This window comes from Sulfitobacter sp. 1A15258 (assembly GCF_043557045.1).
Classification (GTDB): domain Bacteria; phylum Pseudomonadota; class Alphaproteobacteria; order Rhodobacterales; family Rhodobacteraceae; genus Sulfitobacter; species Sulfitobacter faviae.
In genome coordinates this window covers 83,983-103,213 of sequence record NZ_JBIFFK010000004.1, presented here as the reverse complement: position 1 = coordinate 103,213, position 19,231 = coordinate 83,983, and the positions used below count along the sequence as shown (strand labels likewise).

Here is a 19,231-nt window from a genome sequence, read left to right as displayed (position 1 = left end):
TGCAATCGCATACTTTTCAGAGAGGTCGGAATGCCCCGCTCAGCCAAGCGCCACATGAAAGATCAGATTTACGACATCTTCCTCGGGCGCATTCAGCGGGGCGAGATCAGCCATGGGGACCGCTTTGTCGACACCGCCGTCGCCGAAGAGTTCAACGTCTCGCGGATGCCGGTGCGCGATGCGCTGATGCGCCTGTCGCATGAGGGCTACCTCGACAGCACGACGCGGGGCTTCACCCTGCCCAACCTGTCGATGCGCCAGATTTGCGAGATTTTCGAGTTGCGCCGCCTGCTGGAACCGCGCGCCGCGGCGCTGGCCACCAATCAGCTGACCGATGAGGACATCGCCACCCTGACCCGCGCGGTGGAACAATCCGAGCGCACGTTGGAAACCGGCGATATCGAAAGCCTCTACGCCGCCTCCGAAGACATCCGCCGCACTTGGATCATGGCGGTGCCCAACATCGAGTTGCGCGACACGATCCTGCGCTACATGGCCCAAATTCAGGCCGTTCGCATGGCCACCCTGCGCGACGCCGTCGCGCATGAAACCCTCGTGGAGTTGCACCGCGACATGCTGCGCGCCTTTACCGCCCGCGATGCGGCCAAGGTGGAGCTTTTGCTGCTGCGCTACGTTCTGGCCGGAGAAGACAGCTTCCTGCGGCTGAAAGCCCGCGCGCAGGATTAACCCGCCTCGCCCTTGGCCACCGTACAGAGCCAATCGCGCACGATGATCGCCGCGCTCGACACCCCCTGCCGAAGCGAAAGCAGGTAGAAATCCAGCCCGCCTTCCATCACATGCGGCACCGGGCGCAGCAGCCGCCCCGCCTCAAGATCGCGCTGCACCAGAAAGCGGCTTGCCAGCGCCACCCCCTGGCCCGCCAAAGCAGCATCGAGGCTCAGCGTCGTTTGATTGAACCGCAGCGCGCGGGCCGGTTTGACGCTGCCGCCAAAAGCCTCTTCAGCAAAGCGCGGCCAGAGGTCATGGGTGTCGTGAAGCAGGGTCATGCGCGCCAGTGTGGCGGCATCGACCGCCCCCTCCCCCGCGATCAGCGCCGGAGAGCACACTGCCACCACCTCCTGCGCGAAAAGCAGGGTCGCCCTCAGGCTCGCCCCAAAGGGCGGACGCGCCTGCCGCACGGCAAGGTCGATCCCGTCGGCATGAAAACTCGCCACCCGCTCTGTCGCCGTGATACGCAAGTCAATGCCGGGGTGGGCTTGGGTAAAATCCGAAAGCCGGGGGATCAGCCATTTGGATGCGAAGGTCGGCGTCACGCTGATCGTCACCCGCGCGGGCGCGTGGCGCAGGGCATCCGTCGCCTCCGCCAATTGATCGAAAGCACGCGACACTGACAGATGATAGGCGCGCCCCTCGTCGGTAAAGGCCAGCCCCCGCAGCTCGCGCAGGAACAGACGCAGCCCCAGATGATCCTCCAGCCCGCGCACCTGCTGGGCGACCGCGCCTTGGGTCACGCCCAACTCATCCGCCGCGGCCCGGAAATTCAGGTGACGCCCCGCGGCGGCAAAGGCACGAAGCCCGTTCAAGGGCGGCAGAGGCATCTCATTCGACACGATAGTTTTCCTACAGTCACACAACAAAGCATCTGGCTGGCTGCACGGGATCACAGCACCTAAATGACGCAGCATATCCCCGCAGCGCAATCGCTGCCTTGTATATGGAGCATACCCGATGACAGCAGAAAAAGTAGCCCTTATCACCGCAGGCGGCAGCGGCATGGGTGCCGGCGCGGCCCGCAAACTGGCGGCAGACGGCTTTAAGGTCGGCGTCCTGTCTTCTTCCGGCAAGGGAGAGGCGCTCGGCACCGAACTTGGCGGGTTTGGCATCACCGGCTCGAACCAATCGCCAGACGCGCTGGCGCAGCTGGTGGATGGCGCGATGGACCGTTGGGGCCGCGTCGATGTGCTGGTGAACTCCGCCGGGCATGGGCCGAAGGGCGACATTCTGGAAATGAGCGACGCAGATTGGCACGATGGGATGGATGTCTATCTGATGAACGTGATCCGCCCCACCCGTTTGGTAACGCCGATCATGGCGGCGCAGGGCGGCGGCGCGATCATCAACATCTCGACTTTCGCCACCTTCGAGCCGGACCCGCTCTTTCCCACCTCGGGCGTCTTCCGCGCCGGGCTGGCGGGTTTCACCAAACTCTACGCCGATCAATATGCGGGCCAGAACATCCGCATGAACAACGTCTTGCCCGGCTTTATCGACAGCCTGCCCGAGACTGAGGACCGGCGCGTGCGCATTCCCATGGGGCGCTACGGCACCGAGGCCGAGGTGTCATCGCTGATCGGCTGGCTCGCTTCCGAGGGCGGGGCCTATGTCACCGGGCAGAACTGGCGCATCGACGGCGGGCTGACCCGTGGCGTCTGAAGCGCTTGCGCCCGCCACGCCGCAGCGGCTGGCCTTTTTGGTCAAATGGATCGCCTCGGTGATCCAGATCCTAGGCTATGCCGCCACAGGTTTCGGCTGGACGCCGTGGAACCTCTACCTCTTCGTGGTGGGGGTTCTGGGTTGGCTGATCGTGGGGCTGCTTTGGAATGACCGGGCGATCACGCTGGTTCACCTCGTTGCCATGGGGGCGATGCTGGCGGGGATGGCCAGTCAGTAGCGGCGGTGTGCCGAGGGGTGTCGTCTGCGTGGCGCCCTCTCGGCCCCGTATCCGAGTATATCATCCGGCGGGGGGAACCGTGCCCCCTCCCCCGCCTACCTTGCACGACGCGGAAGCTGCCCCATATCTCTTTGCAAAGAACAACCGCGAGAGACCAAGATGGGCTATGTAAAGACAGCGATGCTGATGGCGGCGATGACCGCGCTTTTCATGGGGGTCGGCTATCTGATCGGCGGATCGGGCGGCGCGCTGATCGCGCTGGTGGTGGCGGCGGGGATGAACGCCTTCACCTGGTGGAACTCCGACCGCATGGTGCTCAAGATGCACAATGCGCAGCCCGTCTCGCCGGGGGACCGCGCGGGGCTCTACGCCATGACGGCAGAGCTTGCGCGGAATGCGGGCCTCCCCGAGCCCAAGGTCTATCTGATCGACACGCCCCAGCCCAACGCCTTCGCCACCGGGCGCAATCCGGCCAATGCTGCCGTGGCGGTGACCAAGGGGCTGATGCAAAGCCTCAGCCGCGAGGAACTGGCCGGCGTCATTGCGCATGAGCTGGCCCATATCCGCAACCATGACACGGCGATCATGACCGTGACGGCCACTTTCGCCGGTGCGATTTCGATGCTGGCGAATTTCGCGCTATTCTTCGGCGGCGCGCGTGAGCGGATGGGGATGATCGGAACCTTGATGATGATGTTCCTCGCCCCCATGGCCGCCGCGCTGGTGCAGATGGCGATCAGCCGGACCCGGGAGTATGCCGCCGATAAGGCGGGGGCCGAGATCTGCGGCCATCCGCTCTGGCTCGCCTCGGCGCTCGAGAAGATCGCCATGGGGGCTGCGCGGATCGACAATCACGCGGCAGAGCGCAATCCGGCCACGGCGCATATGTTCATCATCAACCCGCTACACGCGCATAAACACGACAATCTTTTCGCCACGCACCCGGCGACGGAGAACCGCATCGCGGCCCTGCGTGCGATGACACCTGACGCCGCGCCAGTGCGAACACAGAGCGCCCGCCCAACCAGCAGCAGCCGCATCCCGAAAACCGGCAGACGCCGCGACGCGGGGCCGTGGCGCTAGGCCGCGCTTAGCCCCGCCGCCAGTAGGCGGTGCAAATCTGGCGGGTTTTATCCATGCCGAGATGGGTTTTGAAATGCCCGCGCAATTGCTGCGCGTTCTGGAACTCTCCGGCGAAAAAGGCATAGCCCAAACCGTCATCCGTCAGCGCCTGCGCATGGCCAAGCACTTCGGCTTCGAAGGTGGCGGGCGGCAGGGCATGGACGCGCAGCTTGGTCTTGGGCAGGTAGTCGCGATAAGACACCCCGCGCGGCAGCGCCGCCACCACATCGCCCACAGCATCCTCGGGCAGCCGCGCCAAAAGCTGCGCCACGGCGGGCAGCCCCGTGCCATCGGCGGCGAGGAAATAGGAAGAGGCTTCGGGCAAAGCGCTGATGCCCACCGGCCCCATTGCGCCGATCCGTTGCCCAGCTTGGGCGTTCTGCGCCCATTGCGAGATCAGGCCGGAGCCGTGGCGAACCACGTCGATATCGACCTCTTCGCGCTCGGGGCGGATGTTCTTGAGCGTGACATAGCGGGCATGCAACTCATCCGCACCCTTGGGCCAAACCGGCGCCCCATTGGCGCCCATCACCGGCCAGACCGGCGTGCGGCTGGCATCGCGCGGCAGGATCAGGCGCAGATGGATGCCCTGCGGGGCAAGCTCGGCAATATCCGGGTAATGCAGGGTGACGCGCTGCATCCCTTCGAAGAGGATTTCGCTGTTCAGCACCTCCAACAAGCGGAAGTTCTGCGGCGTCTCTCCGGCCTCTTGCGCCACACCCTGCCAGCGGATGCGATCGGCCAGCGCGGGGTCAAACTCCGCCACATGATGGACCATGCCCTCTTTCGAGAATTGCATGGCGTTTTCGCCGGGAGCTTGCAGGCTGACCTCCAGCCCACGCGGGCAAAGATCGAACTCTACCCGGTAGCCGTCTTGCTCAAACACATGACCCCTCGGCCCCTTGGCGCGAAACGCCATGCCGTGGTCATCGACAAGATGCGACAGGATTTGCGACAGCATCTCCTGCGGGGCATCCATGGGGATGGTGGTCTTGGCTTTGGCGATGGTCATCCGTGGCTCCTCCCGGTCAAAAGAAAGCGCGGCACACGAGGGGAGTGCCGCGCTCTAGGCTCACCAGCTATGGGCCAGCTTCACGGTGACTTCACGGCCGGGGCTGTAGAAGTCAGCGTAAGAGCCGCCGAAGGAGGTGTGCTTTTCGTCGAACAGGTTGGTGACATTGGCCGACAGGGTAGTCTGCTCGGACAAGTCATAACTGACCGCGGCGTCGACCACGACAAAGCTGCCCGTCTCGCCTGTGGCGTTGCTGTCGCTGTAGTAGTAGCCGCTGTTGAACCGTGCGCCCAAACCGACGGTCAGATCACCACGGCCAAGGTTTTCCCAAGTCCGGCTGGCCCAGATCGAGGCGACGTTTTCAGGCACGAGAGCGGGGCGGTTGCCAACGTTGCCCGCGGTGCCGTTCTCTTTGATCTCGGCATCCAGATAGCTGTAGGCGGCGGTGAGAGTATAGGCGCCCACCTCGGCCTTGGCTTCCAGATCGATGCCGCGCACGCCGATCTCACCGATGGTTTCCGGCAGGTTGTTGTTGTTCGGATTGTTACGGGTGATGTTGCTTTTCGACAGGTCATAGACCGAGGCCGTTAACAGCGCATTTGTCCCGATCGGCTGCCACTTGGTGCCCAGTTCGAACTGCTCGCCCTCTTCTGGCTCAATGCCGATGCCCGCAGGCACGACTGATTGCGCGTAGTTACCGAAAACCGAAAGGTTTGGTTTGATCTTGTAGGTCAAACCCACGCGGCCTGTCGTCTCGCTGATTTCACCGTCAGCTTGAGTTGTGATGGTTCCGCCGTTCACATAGTCAACATCTGTCCGCGTTTGGTGGATGTCGATCCAGTCGTGACGCAATCCAAAGGAGGCAAGAAAACGGTCCTGCCAATTGAATTCTTGCTGCAAGTAGATGGCTTTACCTTGAGTATCTTCAATCACTTCCTGATAGAATGGGACACTGTCGGGGCGGCCTGTAGGCGTCGGGTTGTCGAGGTCAACCGAAGGGGCCCCGCCATACAAGCGCAGATCGGTGCTATCGGACCAGGAGAATTCGACCCCTGCCGTGGTGGTGCTGGCCGCCCCGCCAAAGAATCCTTCATAGGTCAGGTGCAGGTCGGAGATCATGCTCTCGCTCGTGCCATCGCTGGCAAAAAAGGCGCGGTCCACCGTGCTGTCATTCGGGGTTCCATCGCTGACATAGGCATAGCCGAAGTCATCGGCGCTGTCGCTGTAGCGCAGGGTGCCGCCAAAGCTCAGCCCGTTGCCAAAGTCATGCGCGCCCAGAACAGAGACGGTCGTCCGCTCGGTGCCGCGGTAGTTATAGTCAGGCTCGCCATAGAACACATCGCCGCGGTCAAAATCGCCGCCCGCCGGGAAACCGCCGCTGCCGGGTACGGAATCGCGGTTGAGGTGATCGACGATCACGGTCAGCTCAGACGCATCGGAGGGGCGCCATGTCAGGCCGCCCATCGCGAAGATCTCATCGTTCTCGGAATAGGGATACTCAAGCTCGCCATTGCGCAGCAGACCGGTGAAACGGTAGCTGAGCGTGCCTTCCTCATCCAGCTTGTCGCCGAAATCCACACCGGTTTCCAAGCTGCCATAGGAGTCGACCGAGGTGTAGACACTGCCAAAACGTTCGTCGCGGGGGCGTTTGCTGACATAGTTGACCGAGCCGCCGGGATCGGAAAGGCCAAAGGTCGAAGACGACGCGCCCCGGATCACCTCGACGCGCTCATAGGCGAAAGGCTCTTCCCGGACCGATCCGAAGTTCGCGCCCAATGTCAACCCATCGCGGTAGGTATAGGCTTCGAACCCGCGCAGGATGAAATAGTCGAACCGATCATCTGCGCCATAGCTGTCGGTGCTGGCACCGGCTGTGTAGTTCAACACCTGCTCCACGCTATCCGCGCCACGGGCTTCGATCTCGCGGCTGGTGATGACCGAGACGCTGGCCGGGATGTCGATGATCTCACCCGACAGTTTGCCGCCGCTGCTGATCTCGCTGGCCACAACCGTTTCGGCATCCGCCGCGCCCGAAGTCTGCGCTTCGGCTTCGAGGATCACGTCATCCAACTGGTAGGCTTCTTGCGCGTAAAGCGTGCCCGGCACCAGCGCCGTACAGCACAAAAGCGCCGTCTTGAGAGAGCCGCGCCCCAGTTGCAGGGGGATGAGTTTGGAAGAGGACATGGCGGTCTCCGTAATAACCTAGTGAATCAGTCGGGATTCCCTTACCCCTATGATACGGAGGAGACCAGAGTCAATCTGACTAAATTAGTCAGTTATTTTCAGGCCGCGGCATTCTTGCGTGGCGGCCCGATCTTGTGACGCCCAATTGGCACCATGCAGGGGGTCTGCGAGACCGGATCGTTGACGATACGGCACGACAGGCCAAAGACGGTTTTCACCAATTCCTCGGTCAGGACCTCGGCGGGCGGCCCCTCGGCGCGGATGCCGCCATCGCCCACGGCGATCAGGTGATCGGCGTAGCGCGCGGCGAGGTTCAGATCATGCAGCACCATGACGATCGTCGTGCCCTGCGCCATGTTGAGATCGACCAGCAGGTCCAGCACCTCAACCTGATGCGCCACGTCCAGAAAGGTCGTTGGCTCGTCCAGCAGCAGCAGATCGGTCTCCTGCGCCAAGGCCATGGCGATCCATACCCGCTGGCGTTGACCGCCCGACAGGGTATCGAGATCGCGCTCGGCCAGTTCCTCGGTCCCTGTCGCGGCCAGCGCGCGGGCCACGGCGCGGTCATCCTCTGCCGACCAGCGCGAGAACAGCCCCTGATGCGGATGCCGCCCACGCCCCACAAGATCGGCCACGGCGATCCCCTCAGGCGCGATGGGCGATTGCGGCAGCAGCCCCATGACCTGCGCCAGCTTGCGCGACTTCATTTGGTGCAGCGCTTCGCCATCCAGCAGAACCGCGCCGGACTTGGGCTGCAAAATCCGCGCCAGCGTCCGCAAAAGCGTTGACTTGCCCGAGGCGTTCCCGCCCACGATGGCCGTGATCTTGCCCGCCGGGACGGTGAGCGTTACCCCCTCCAAAATCACGCGCTTTTCATAGCCCGCGCCCAGATCGCGCGTTTCAAGACGGTGGTCGTGGGTCATAGGGTGCCCCCATTTCTATTGGCGCGAACGATGAGATACAAAAGGAAGGGCGCGCCGACCGCGCCAGTGACGACCCCCACGGGCAAGCGGGCGGGCAGCAGGAACTGCCCCACGAAATCGCCCGCGATGACCAACACGGCGCCGACCAGCCCGGCCCCCAGCAACAAACCGGTCGTGCCCGGCAAAAGCCGCGCCGCGATGGGGCCTGAGAGGAAGGCGACAAAGGCAATCGGCCCGGTCGCTGCCGTGGCGATGGCCACAAGGCCGACGGCGGCCAGTGTCACCCGCAGCCGCGTGGCATCGGCGCGCACGCCAAGCGCTTCGGCGGTGTCATCGCCAAGGCGCAGCACCTCCAAGTCGCGGGCGGTAACGGCCAAGAGCCCGCCGAAGACCAACAGCGCCCCCGCCACGGGCAGCGCTTGAACGAGTTGCATGCCGTTGAGGCTGCCGGTCAGCCAACGCATCGCCTCGGCCCGGTCCCATGCGGGCGCTTCGAGCAGGACATAGGCCGTCACACTGTCGAGCATGGCGGAGACGCCGATGCCGATCAGGATCAGCCGCGCCCCGGCGGCACCGCGCCGCGAGGACAGCGCCCAGATCATCGCCGCGACCCCAAGCCCCGCCACGACCGCGACGAGCGATACCAGCCAACCGTCGAGGGCCAGAATGACGATGGCAAAGACCGCCGCCGCACCTGCGCTGGCGCTGATGCCGATGATATCGGGGCTGGCCAGCGGGTTGCGCAGCATGATCTGAAACGCCACCCCGCCCAAGCCAAAACTCGCCCCGGCCAAGAGCCCCATGACCGCGCGCGGCAGGCGCAAATCGGTAACCACAAATGAGGCATTGGCCCCCGGCGCCCCCGTCAGCGCGGCCCAGACGTCACCCGGCGGCAGGCAGCCGCGCCCGCAGCTCAGCGTCAGAAGCATCAGGCCCAAAACAAGCGCGGCCAGTGCGCCCAGCACCTGAATGCGGCGCGCGGCGGCGGGGCGAAAACTGCGCGGCGCGCTGAAGGTCACATCGCTCATAGCCCGCGCATCCTGTGATTGCGTACCGTCCAGATAAAGAAGGGCGCGCCGACAAAGGCCGTGACGATGCCCACGTCCAACTCATTCGGGCGGGCGATGACGCGGCCCAGCACGTCCGACAGCCCCAGCATGGAGGCCCCCGCCAAGGCCGAGAGCGGCAGCACCAGCCGGTAATCGACACCCGCGATCATCCGACACAGATGCGGCACCACCAGCCCGACAAAGCCGATCGGCCCGCAAAGCGCCGTCGCCGTGCCGCAAAGGATCACCGCCCCCGCCGCCGCCATGACCCGGCCCAAGGCGACGCTTTGGCCAAGGCCGGTGGCCAGTTCTTCGCCCAGGGCCAATGCGTTGAGAACCCGGGCCGAGGCGAGGCTCAGCGCCAGCCCCACCAGCGCGAAGGGCAAGGCGGGCAAGAGGGTCTCGAAACTCGCGCCGCCGATGCCGCCGACCTGCCAAGATTGCACGGAGCCCGCGATGTCATTGCGCGGCAGCACCACCGCGATGATAAAGGCCGAAACCGCGACGGAGGTCGCGGTGCCCGCAAGAGTCAGCTTGAGCGGTGTCGCCCCGCCCTGCCCGGCAGAGCCGATCAGATAGACGAAAACCGCCGTGACCGCGGCCCCGGCGATGCCGAGCCACAGAAAGCTCTGCGCGCCGCTGATGTCGAACCAAGCGATGCCCACCACGACAAAAAGCGCCGCCCCCGCGTTAACGCCCAGAATGCCCGGGTCGGCCAGCGGGTTGCGGCTGATGCCCTGCATCACCGCGCCCGCAAGGCCAAGCGCCGCGCCCGCCAGAACAGCCAGCGCCGTGCGCGGCATCCGCACCGCGACTGCGGCGGCGCCGATGGTCTCGATCCGGCCGGTCATCCCCGCCCAGATCTCGCCCCACGGCACGGCGCGCGCGCCCACGGTCAGCGACAGGCCGGTCATCAGCAGAAGCAGGCCCAGCAAAAGTGCGAGGCCCGCCAGCCGTTGGGGGCGCTGCACCTGCATTACTCGTCGCGCGTGGCGGCGGCGCTCAGCCGCGCGAGGTAATCATCGAGCACATAGTCGATCGACAGCGGTGTCGGGTTCGCGGCGGTGCCCATCGGGTCATTCGCCAAAAGCACGACCGAGCCGCGGGCGACAGCCGGAAAGCGCGCGATCAGCGGGTTTTTGGCCAGTTCATCCAAGCGCGCCTGATCGCCATAGGTCACCACAACGTCTACATCGTCAAACAGGTCGATCCGTTCTGCACTGACACGGCCCGAGTATTTTCCGGCCTCGCTGGCCTCGCGCACCGCCTGCGGCGTCGCCATGCCGAGGTCGGTCAGGAATTGCACGCGCTGGTCGGCGGCGGCGTAGAAACCGATGGTGCTGAGGTCACGCGGGTCAAGGTGGGTCACGAACATGCCGGTCTTGCCGGCCAGTTCGGGATGCGCCGCACGGGCGCTGGCGATACGCTCTTCGATCCCGGCGACCATCGCCTCGCCCTCCTCGGCCATGCCGAGGCCCGCCGCGTTCTGGCGGATCATCTCGCGCCATGTCGTGGTCCATGCCGCTTCGGGATAGGCGACGACCGGGGCGATGCGGCTGAGGGTTTCATAATCCGACTGCGACAGGCCGGAATAGGCGGCGAGGATCACATCGGGCTGGGTGCTGGCCACGGCCTCGAAATCGATACCATCGCCCTCGTCAAAGAGCGTCGGCACCTCGGCGTTCAATTCGTCCAACCGTTCGATCACCCAAGGCAGCAGCCCGTCGCCATCGTCATCCCCCCATGAGGCGCGGGCGAAGCCAACCGGCACGATGCCAAGCGCCAAGGGCACTTCGTGATTGGCCCAACCGACCGAGGCAACCCGCTCGGGGCGCTCTTCGATGGTTGTCTCGCCGAAGGCGTGTTCAACGGTGACGGGAAAGTCCTGCGCCATGGCGGCGGTCGCGCCAAAGGCCAAGCAAATGAATGACAACGTTCTGAGCACCGCGGCCCCCTTAATCCGATTCTTTTAGTAAACTATTGCCTGTTATGCCCCAGCGGGCGGGGATGCAACAGGGCAGTTCATCGAATCACGGGTCGGGCGGTGCCGGGGCCGCCTGCGAAGCGGCCCCGGCTGTGGTTATTGAATGCTGACCTCAAAGGCGACGAAGCCCTGCGCGCCCGGTTGCAGCGCACCGGTACAGGACCAGCGCAGCGCCCCGTCATAGCCCGGCGCATTCGCCAATGGCGCGTCCAGCGTGCAGGTCACCCCATCGGCCAGGGTGACCGGGCTGGGCACCGCCGCGGCCAGAGCCGTGTAGGGCGGCGTCTTGTCGTAAACGACGATGTCGCGCGCGGGCACGGTGCCCACGGTTTCGACATAGATGCGGTATTCCAACACATCCCCGGCAGCGGCGCCGTTGCTCACCCCTTCGGGCGTGCCGCGCGTCACGTTGCGGACGGTTTTGGTCAGTTTCAACGTGCCCTGCGCCGCCTCAACCACCAGCCGGTCGGTGTTGACGTTTTGCTGGGCGAGGCCGCTGGAGCCATAGCTGGTGTCGGCGACCAGATCGAAACGATAGGTCGATCCCTGCGTTGCCGCGCCCGAGGCGGTGACCCGTGCGAGGACACAGATCAGCCCGCCCGCATTGGTGGGCAGCGCCCCGGTGATCGCTTGGTCCGGCGTGCCGTCGCAATCCGTATCCTCGTAAAGCGCGGTCGAGAAGGCCCCTTCGGGGGCCGAGGCTTCGGCGGTAACGCTGAACACCACGTTTCCCGGGGCCGAGGCAATATACTCATGCCGCAGCGCCAAGACCTGCCCGGCCCGGATCGTCTTGTCCTGCGATTGGTTCAGCCGCGCCGCTTCGATAAGGCCGAAGCCGAGCCCGGCGTAGGCGGTGCCCGCCGCGGGGGTGAAGGTGAAGCGCCCGTCATGGGGATCGCCGTTCACGACGCCGGGCAAGGCCGCGCCGCCCTCGGATACATTGAGCAGACCCGCGCCGGGCTGAGCCACCACGGTGACAGCGCCGCTATACCCCTCAGGCAAGGCCGCGCGCCATGTGCCGTCCGCCGCAAGATCGGGCGTGACCAGCAAAGCGCCGCCGGCATCCAAAATCTCGACCAGGGCGCGGTCCGTGCCCGCCTCGCCAGTCTGCTGGGCCCCGTCATAGGCGTCGCTCCCCGCGCCGATGTCAAAGAACACCACGCCAGAAAGCACCGGACCGTTGGAACGCCGGGCCACGCGGGCTACCGCCTCGTCATCATCGACCAGCCCATCGCCGAGGTCATCCACCAGCGCGCCGGTGCCGGGGTCGCTGTCGGGGTCAGAAAGCGACGCGCCGATGATCTCTGCCTGATTTTCCGTGGCGCCTTCGCTCTGCATCGTGACGCGGATGGTCAGGCTGTGGCTGCTGCCCGAGGGCACGTCGCCAAGCAGCCACAGACCGGTCGAAGCATCATAGCTATCGCCCTGCGCCGCCGCATCGTCCGAGACATAGGCGAAGCCATCGGGGATGAGATCGAGCACCCGCACATCCGAGGGGCTGCCGGGCCCGGTGTTGGTCACGGTCAGCACGAGGTCAAGCGCCTCCCCCACCGTGGCCTCTGTCGCGGGGCTGGCGTCCGCCGCGCGTAGGATGGTTTGGGTCAAGGCCAAATCGGCCTCAGTCGGCAGGGTTTCGAAACCGAAATCGGAACTTACCGGGCTGCCGCTGCCCGCATCGACGGCAAGGCTCGCGATCGGGTTTCCGGTGGTCAGGGTAAGGCCCGCCGGTATCTCAGGGTCGGCCTCATCCACTTCGACCAGATAGGCACGTGCCGGGTCGAGGTTGCTGAAGGAATAGGCCCCCGCCGCATCGGTTTCGGTCACCGCCATCTGCGTATCATCGGCCCGATCGGCGGGCGTGCCAGCATCGTCGAAAAGCGTCACGGTGATGCCCGCGGGCAGCGTGGCTTCGGCCCCGTCGCGGCTGCCGGAACTGTCGGCGTCCTCATAAAGCGTTCCGCCGATCCGGCCCTGCGGCAACAGATTGACGAGAGTCACGAGGTAATCCTCAACCTCCCCATCGAAGTTCAGACCGCTGAAAGGGTCTTGGGTCAGGGCGCTAGAGGTCGACCAGCGGATGCGGGCATAGGTGGTGCCATTGCCCACATCGACCGGCACGGGAATGTTCAGGCTGATCTGGTTGTTGAACGCGCCATCCGTATCACCCAAGCCGCCGTCGCGAAAGTTGATGGCCACCTGTTCGGTCGGGTCGAAGACATTGTTCTGGTTGAAGTCGATCCAGAGCTGAAGATTGGTAATGCCTTCGGTCACCGGCAGACCAAGGGCCAGTTGCACGCTGAGGGTCTCATGGGTCTGAATGGTCAGCGGCACGATGGTGCCCGCCTCAAGCACCGGGAACTCGGCCACGGAATCTTCGTCGTCGATCCCGTCGAGGTCGTCACCATCGGCATTGGCGCTGAACATGCTCTCGGTCTCGGAATCGGGGAGGCCACCGCCAAGGTAGATGTCCGGCACGATGATATGGCGCGGCTCACCATAGCTGGCAGGCGCGTCGCCCCGGTCCACTAGATCGGCAGCCGCGATGATGAGGGAGTAATCCTCGATCTCGCCATCGACGGCAAAGCTCGCCACCGGCAGCCCGGCCTCAGATGAATAGCGGAACCGCGCAAAGGTGGTAGAAGTGGTGGCATCGCTGGGCACGGTCACGTCGATCTGGATCACGCCGTCGCCCGCCACATCGTCAAAGCCTGTGCCATCGTCACGCAGGTCGCGGGCGATGTTTTCGCCGAAAGACCCTTCGAAGACCCCGTCGCCGTTAAAGTCGATCCACGCCTGAAGGTAGCCCGCCCCTTTGACCGGAATGTTGAGCGTGCTGATCATCCCTTGGGTCATCACCGGAAAGACCACCGCGTCTTCGTCATCGCTGTCCAACAGGTCGTCCGCCGTGGCCGAGGCATCGGACTGGGCCACCAGTTCGATATCGGGCGGCACATCGCCAAGATAGACCTGCGGCGTATCGCTGACCCCATGCGAGGCGGTCAGGTAAGAGATCGGCGCATCGCCAAAGTCGACCCCGAGCCCATCAAAGACCGCGACCGTGACCTGCGCCCGGTCGCATTGCGTGGGGTCAATGCTGTCACAAAGCTCATAGTCGATCAGATAGGTGCCCGAGGGCACCCCCGGCGGGACGATCACCCGGCCCGCATCCGCGCCTTGGGTCTCAAGCACGGGCACCGGATCACCGCTGTTCTGGGGTATGGCTTCGGTTAGCACCGCAAGCGTCGCGGTGGGGAAGGCGGCAGGCAGCCCGTTGATCGTGTCGTTGGACATGACCTCTCCCGCCGTGCCGCCAAGCAGGCTGTTGAGCGGCGTCGCGGTATAGTCATCGTCGCCCGCCACCACGCTGGCCGAGGTATTCGCCACCGCGCAAAGCCGGATCGACGAGCCGCGCCGCGCGTTGTTCAGCGAGCTGCCGGTATAGCCGTGGATGAACTCCCCCTCGGTGAAGGTGCCATATTCATAGGTGGCATAGTTGTCGAAACCGGTCTCGTTCGGCTCTTCCGTCCAATTGGTCGGGTCACCCACCTTGGCGGGGTCCATCGTGATCGCCTGCCCCCCGGCGGGAAAACCGGCGAGCGGCGCGGTGTGGAAATAGGAAATGCCATCGGGCGCGAGCAGCGGGCCGACCACATCCGAACTGTCATCCGATGTCCCACGGCTGTCCACATCCGTCTGCTGAACGATCACGCCGTTGATACGGCTTTGCTCGACCGCCCGCCCTTGGGGATTCGAGGGGGTGGCGCTGCCGTCTTCGACCAGGCGCAAACGGTAGGTGACGAAGCCGTTGTCAGCGGGTGTCATCCGCGCTTCGAGCGAGCCGTCGATATTGACCGCAGTGGCGTTGCTGATCTGGGTCGCTTGGAACACGACATCCAGATCGTTGCCATTGATGTCGGTGGTGACATTATCAAAGACGAAGATGTCCGAGGTCGTCAGCGCCGCCGCGCTGCCCGCCCCTGCCAGCTGCGTGCGCGGCTGCGCGAAAACCGACCGCGGCGTACAGGTTTGCGGGCCGGTGTCGGTGGACAGGACATTGGCGACGATGCTGGCGTTTTGCGGATTGGACTGCAGGCGCGACACGAAAGGCGTGTCGATCGCACCGATCCCCGCCGTGGCGGTGCTGTCGACCGCGCCTGAAAGGGCATCCGCCGCCGTCACGGTATATTCCGCCGTACAGGTCACCTTGCCGCCCGGGGCCACAGGTGCGGTGATGGCCGGACAGGTGACCGTGCCCACAAGGCTGTCTTCGATCACCACGTCTTGGTTCGGGTTGAAGGGCAGCTCCCCTGTATTGGTCACCTCATAGATAAAGGTAACCGTCGTACCCTGAAGCGCGGAGAGCGGGCTGGTGAACCGTGCAAGGCTGATGGTCTGTTCGGTGGTAAAATTGACATCGGCGAAGATACCGATCCCCCGCGCCCCTGCATCATAGGGCAGGGTCACCGGATTGTAGTAGCTGCGGACCTCGCCAATACTTTCGTCGTACCAAAGCTCAATCCGTGAGGTCGCATTGGGGTAGCTCAGCCGGATCGACCCATTGGTATCATCGCCCGAACCGGGAGAGAGGAAGGCACTGCCGTCGATGAAAAGACATTGCGCCTCGTTCCCGTTCAGCAGGCCGGTGTCGCCGGACCCCGGCCCGGGGCCGACCACGACGGTGGGTGCCGGCCCCAGTGTGGTGATACTTGGGTTGCCGTTATCACCAAAGGCGGTCACGAAATCGCAGCGGTCCCCGGTGCTGTGGTTGTCGGTGGGGTCGATGTCGAGGATGTCGACGGTAAGGTTGTCGACCTGAAACGCGACGCCGCCGGAACTGGCCGAGACGCTGGCGGTGATCCGGTCATCGCCGCGCCGCCCCGCATTCGGCGCGGCATCGCCCACGATGACAAGCGAATCGACACCGCCGCCCAGAACATTCACATCGTCGGGCGTGAAGATCGGATTGCCCTGCGCATCAGTGCTATAGGGGCGCAGATTGCCGGTGATCTCGACCGTCGTGTCGATCTCGAAACCATATTGGTCCGACAGCGTCCGCAACAAAGGCCCGGCAAAACCTGCGGGCCAATCGAAAGTGGACCAATCGATCGAGAAATCCCCGGCATCCGCGGGAGAGGAGGAGACGGTAAGCGCGGCGCAAACGGCGAGGGAGACACCGCGCAGCGCTTTTCGGTTAGAGAGACGTTTCACAATTCACCTTTCGGTCCGAACCGGAGAACCCGCGCAACGAGGCCCCCAGCGAGAATACGAACAAATATCTACCGGACATTTATCGCGAATTGTCGTTGCCAATGCGAAGGTGCGTCCGGTCAAAGCAGATGCCGCTGCGGATAGCGCGATATACTTACGGATAGGTGAAACAGCTCTGGCCAGATCGCCAAATGCGCCCCCGGTCTTCCCCCCGAGGGGAGGACGGGGAAAACCGGTGGGGCGCATCGCTGCAAAGCTATCAGGGAGCCGCTCCCTGGGGTAGGGGAACGGGCAGCAGCTCCCGAGAAGGCCCGCGTCGTGAAGCATATTTTCAGGCGAAACGGTCGAAATGAACCGGTTGCCAGCTTGGGACGCGGTCATTGGTCTGGTCAATGACGCCTTCGTGCAGACCCGTCTATCGGCGGGCATAACTAACTATAGGTCGCGCCTCGCATCGTTGCATCTGGGCGGGGGTATAATCGGACTAGTCTTAAGGATAGGTTTCCGCCGCTCCGCCCAAGCAGATTTGTTAGAGGTCAAGCTGCGCCTTCATCGCCGCCAGCGTCGCGTCGCAGGTGGCGGGCAAAGCCTCAGCCAGCGCGCGGGCCTCTTCGTCCTTGTCGGTCTTGCAGGCGGTCTCGATCTCTTTGAGCAGCCCGTGCAGCCGGTCGGCGCCAAGCATGCCGCACATCCCGGCCATGGCATGGGCGCGGGCCTGTAGGTCAGGCAGAGCATCGGCTGCCATCAGGTCGGGCAGATCGGTCGCGACTTGTTGGTCGAGCTTTTCCACCCGCTCGCGCAGCTTATCCGCGCCCAGCAGGTCGAGCAGATCTGCGATTTGTTGTTCGTTCAACAGGGGCCGTTTCGCGGATTTCGCCTGTACCGATGACTGGGCGCTGGCCAAACGCTCGGGCAGAGCCTGTTCGGGCATTACCGCGCGCCCCGAAAGTTCGCGCAGCTTGGCGCGCAGTACCTTCATATCCAACGGCTTTTGCATGAACCCCGACATCCCGACGGCGCTGAACTCCGCCCGTTCTTTCGGCATGGCATGGGCGGTCACGGCGATGATCGGCGTTTCGCGGTTGGGGCCCTCGCCAGAAAGAATCGCCTTGGTCGCATGAATGCCGTTCACCTCGGGCATGGAGATATCCATGAGGATCGCATCGAAAGGCGCGTCTTCGGCCAGTTCGATCGCCTCGCGCCCGCCGGTGGCGAGGGTGACGTCATGGCCAATCTTCTCAAGCATCGCCTTGATCAGCTCGCGGTTGATCTCATTGTCGTCCACCAGCAGAAGGTTGAGCCGCTGAGCCGCCGCGGGTTCGGCGCGCTTTTGCGAGTTGGGGGCCGCATCGCTGTCGATCTCGGCCAAATCGGCAAGCTCTACCGGCAGGCGCAGGGTGAAACATGTCCCCTCCCCCACGGTCGACTCGCAGGTGATCTCACCCCCCAGACGTTTGACCAGACGGCGCACGATCCCGAGCCCCAGACCGGTGCCCCCAGTGCGGCGCTCATAGCGGCTGTCGAGCGAGACAAAATCTTCGAAAATACGGTCGATATCCCCCGCCGGAATGCCAGAGCCGTCATCTTCGACCTGAAGGTGAAATTCTTCCCCCTCCGTGGCGGATTTGGCGAACCACCCGCGCAAGGTCACATCGCCGCCGGGGCTGAACTTGATCGCGTTGCTTAAAAGGTTCACCAAAATCTGCTGGATCGCCCGCGGGTCTGTGACAATGGCCTTGTCGTCTAGCTGGGTCAGATCAAGGTGCAGCCGGGTGCCCCCGGCCTCGGCCAGAGGGTCCATCGTGTTGATGATTCCCGCCATCAGCACGGTCATGTCACAGGTCTGACGCACCTGTTCATAGGTTCCCGCCTCACTGCGCTCAATGGCCAGCACGTCATTGATATGGCCCAACAAAATCTCGCCCGAGGTCATCGCCGCATCGAGATAGCGCTTTTGCTCATCATCAAGCCGGTCATCTTGCAGCAGTTGCAGGGCCGAGATCACACCATTGAGCGGCGTGCGCATCTCGTGGCTCATCATGGCGAAGAAACGCGATTTTTCCTGATAGGCGTCAAGGGCTTCATCCCGCGCGGCGATGATCTCGGCCTCGCGGAGGCGCTTTTCGGTAATGTCCCGAATATAGGCGATAAAGAGCGACCCCTGCCCCATCGGCGATTGCGACACGGACATCTCGACCGGGAAAATGCGCCCGGCGTGGTCGATCATCTCAAACTCGCGGCGGCCCTTGTCGGCGACCTCCGTCTCGCCGGTGATGCGGAACCTTTCAAGCCGCTCGCGGTGCATCGTACGGTCAGCCGGGGGGATCAACAGGCTGATATAGTCCCTGCCCTTAGCCGCCTCATGGGTGATGCCAAAGATCTCTTCGGCGGAACCGTTGAAATCTTCGATCTCCCCCCGCTCATTGATGACGACGATCGCGTCGAGCGATGCCTGAAGGGTGGTCGCAAGGCGCAGGTGGTTTTCTTCGACCAGTTGCGATGTGCGATTCAACCGGCTGGCCTGCCGCGAGAGGCGATAAACCGCCCCGACCAAGGCAAGGGTGACGATCAAGACGATCGCCGCCATCACCTCGATCAGCCGCACGATCTCATGGCGTTCGTTTTGGGACAGCTCGCTGGCAATGGCGATGGAGGCGAGGGCAATCTCGCGGGGCACGTCTTCGATGCTGCGCAACATGGCGTCGATATCGTCCAATGCCGCGAGCAGTTCGGCGTCGGACCCGTCAATCGCAGGCAGGAACCCGTCCAGCAGGGCCCGCAACTCACGAATTTTCGGCTTGGCCTTTGCGTTGTTGCGCACCCGTTCGGCCAACAGAACGCGGCTATAGAAGATGTCGAACCTTTTGCGGAATTCGTCCAGCGCCTCGGGCGTGGCGGATTTCGCCTGCGCCAAGGCGCGGTCAGTCTTCAGGAATTCGATCTCGATCTGCGTAAAGACCCATTCAGCGTGGTCTTGCTGCGCACTGTCGAGCGCCTGAATCCGGTCCCAGACGTTATAGGCCAGATAGGCGGCGATGCTCATCCCCAGCACGAGGATAAGCATCAAGACCTGTCGGCTTCTTGCGCGCGCGGGCCCGAATTTTCCTGCGTCGTTCA

At 64.0% G+C, this 19,231-nt stretch carries 13 protein-coding genes; 4 read left to right on the top strand and 9 right to left on the bottom strand.

Going from position 1 to position 19,231, the window contains the following annotated elements; genetic code table 11:
* Positions 1–30 precede the first annotated feature (30 nt).
* On the top strand, positions 31–687 hold the full coding sequence (locus ACGYK9_RS10060; protein WP_271688255.1) for a GntR family transcriptional regulator: 657 nt from the start codon (positions 31–33) through the stop codon (positions 685–687).
* Here the strand turns inward: ACGYK9_RS10060 and ACGYK9_RS10055 are convergent.
* On the bottom strand, positions 684–1,559 hold the full coding sequence (locus ACGYK9_RS10055; protein ID WP_394410807.1) for a LysR substrate-binding domain-containing protein: 876 nt from the start codon (positions 1,557–1,559) through the stop codon (positions 684–686). The two genes, ACGYK9_RS10060 and ACGYK9_RS10055, sit on opposite strands and share 4 nt — an antisense overlap.
* 130 nt (positions 1,560–1,689) lie before the next feature.
* On the opposite strand from ACGYK9_RS10055, the gene ACGYK9_RS10050 reads away from it, so the two are divergent.
* The 3 genes from ACGYK9_RS10050 to htpX all read left to right on the top strand — a co-directional run bounded on the left by ACGYK9_RS10050 (position 1,690) and on the right by htpX (position 3,715).
* Entirely contained in the window at positions 1,690–2,394 is a 705-nt protein-coding gene (locus tag ACGYK9_RS10050; protein ID WP_394410641.1) for an SDR family oxidoreductase, read from the top strand.
* Complete coding sequence (locus tag ACGYK9_RS10045) at positions 2,384–2,632, top strand: DUF6552 family protein (protein ID WP_394410644.1); 249 nt, start codon at positions 2,384–2,386, stop codon at positions 2,630–2,632. Before ACGYK9_RS10050 ends, ACGYK9_RS10045 begins: the two co-directional genes overlap by 11 nt.
* Before the next feature lie 159 nt (positions 2,633–2,791).
* Complete coding sequence (htpX, locus tag ACGYK9_RS10040) at positions 2,792–3,715, top strand: zinc metalloprotease HtpX (protein ID WP_209218342.1); 924 nt, start codon at positions 2,792–2,794, stop codon at positions 3,713–3,715.
* Positions 3,716–3,722: 7 nt separating this feature from the next.
* On the opposite strand, the gene ACGYK9_RS10035 is transcribed toward htpX, so the two are convergent.
* The 8 genes from ACGYK9_RS10035 to ACGYK9_RS10000 form a co-directional block, all read right to left on the bottom strand.
* Positions 3,723–4,766 carry a siderophore-interacting protein gene (locus ACGYK9_RS10035; RefSeq protein WP_394410647.1) on the bottom strand — a complete coding sequence of 348 codons (1,044 nt, stop codon included), beginning with the start codon at positions 4,764–4,766 and terminating at the stop codon, positions 3,723–3,725.
* A gap of 60 nt (positions 4,767–4,826) precedes the next feature.
* Positions 4,827–6,950, bottom strand: a complete 2,124-nt coding sequence (locus ACGYK9_RS10030) for a TonB-dependent siderophore receptor (RefSeq protein WP_394410650.1) — start codon at positions 6,948–6,950, stop codon at positions 4,827–4,829.
* 98 nt (positions 6,951–7,048) lie between these two features.
* Positions 7,049–7,873, bottom strand: a complete 825-nt coding sequence (locus ACGYK9_RS10025; RefSeq protein ID WP_394410653.1) for an ABC transporter ATP-binding protein — start codon at positions 7,871–7,873, stop codon at positions 7,049–7,051.
* The gene (locus tag ACGYK9_RS10020) at positions 7,870–8,901 is read right to left on the bottom strand and encodes a FecCD family ABC transporter permease (RefSeq protein ID WP_394410656.1); all 1,032 of its coding nucleotides are present in this window, start codon (positions 8,899–8,901) and stop codon (positions 7,870–7,872) included. The genes ACGYK9_RS10025 and ACGYK9_RS10020 overlap by 4 nt, the downstream gene beginning before the upstream one ends.
* Positions 8,898–9,899, bottom strand: a complete 1,002-nt coding sequence (locus ACGYK9_RS10015) for a FecCD family ABC transporter permease (RefSeq protein WP_394410659.1) — start codon at positions 9,897–9,899, stop codon at positions 8,898–8,900. Before ACGYK9_RS10015 ends, ACGYK9_RS10020 begins: the two co-directional genes overlap by 4 nt.
* Entirely contained in the window at positions 9,899–10,816 is a 918-nt protein-coding gene (locus ACGYK9_RS10010) for an iron-siderophore ABC transporter substrate-binding protein (RefSeq protein WP_394410810.1), read from the bottom strand. The genes ACGYK9_RS10015 and ACGYK9_RS10010 overlap by 1 nt, the downstream gene beginning before the upstream one ends.
* A gap of 186 nt (positions 10,817–11,002) precedes the next feature.
* Complete coding sequence (locus ACGYK9_RS10005; RefSeq protein ID WP_394410662.1) at positions 11,003–16,114, bottom strand: GEVED domain-containing protein; 5,112 nt, start codon at positions 16,112–16,114, stop codon at positions 11,003–11,005.
* A 529-nt stretch (positions 16,115–16,643) separates the two neighbouring features.
* The gene (locus tag ACGYK9_RS10000) at positions 16,644–19,178 is read right to left on the bottom strand and encodes an ATP-binding protein (protein WP_394422519.1); all 2,535 of its coding nucleotides are present in this window, start codon (positions 19,176–19,178) and stop codon (positions 16,644–16,646) included.
* Positions 19,179–19,231: the final 53 nt, after the last annotated feature.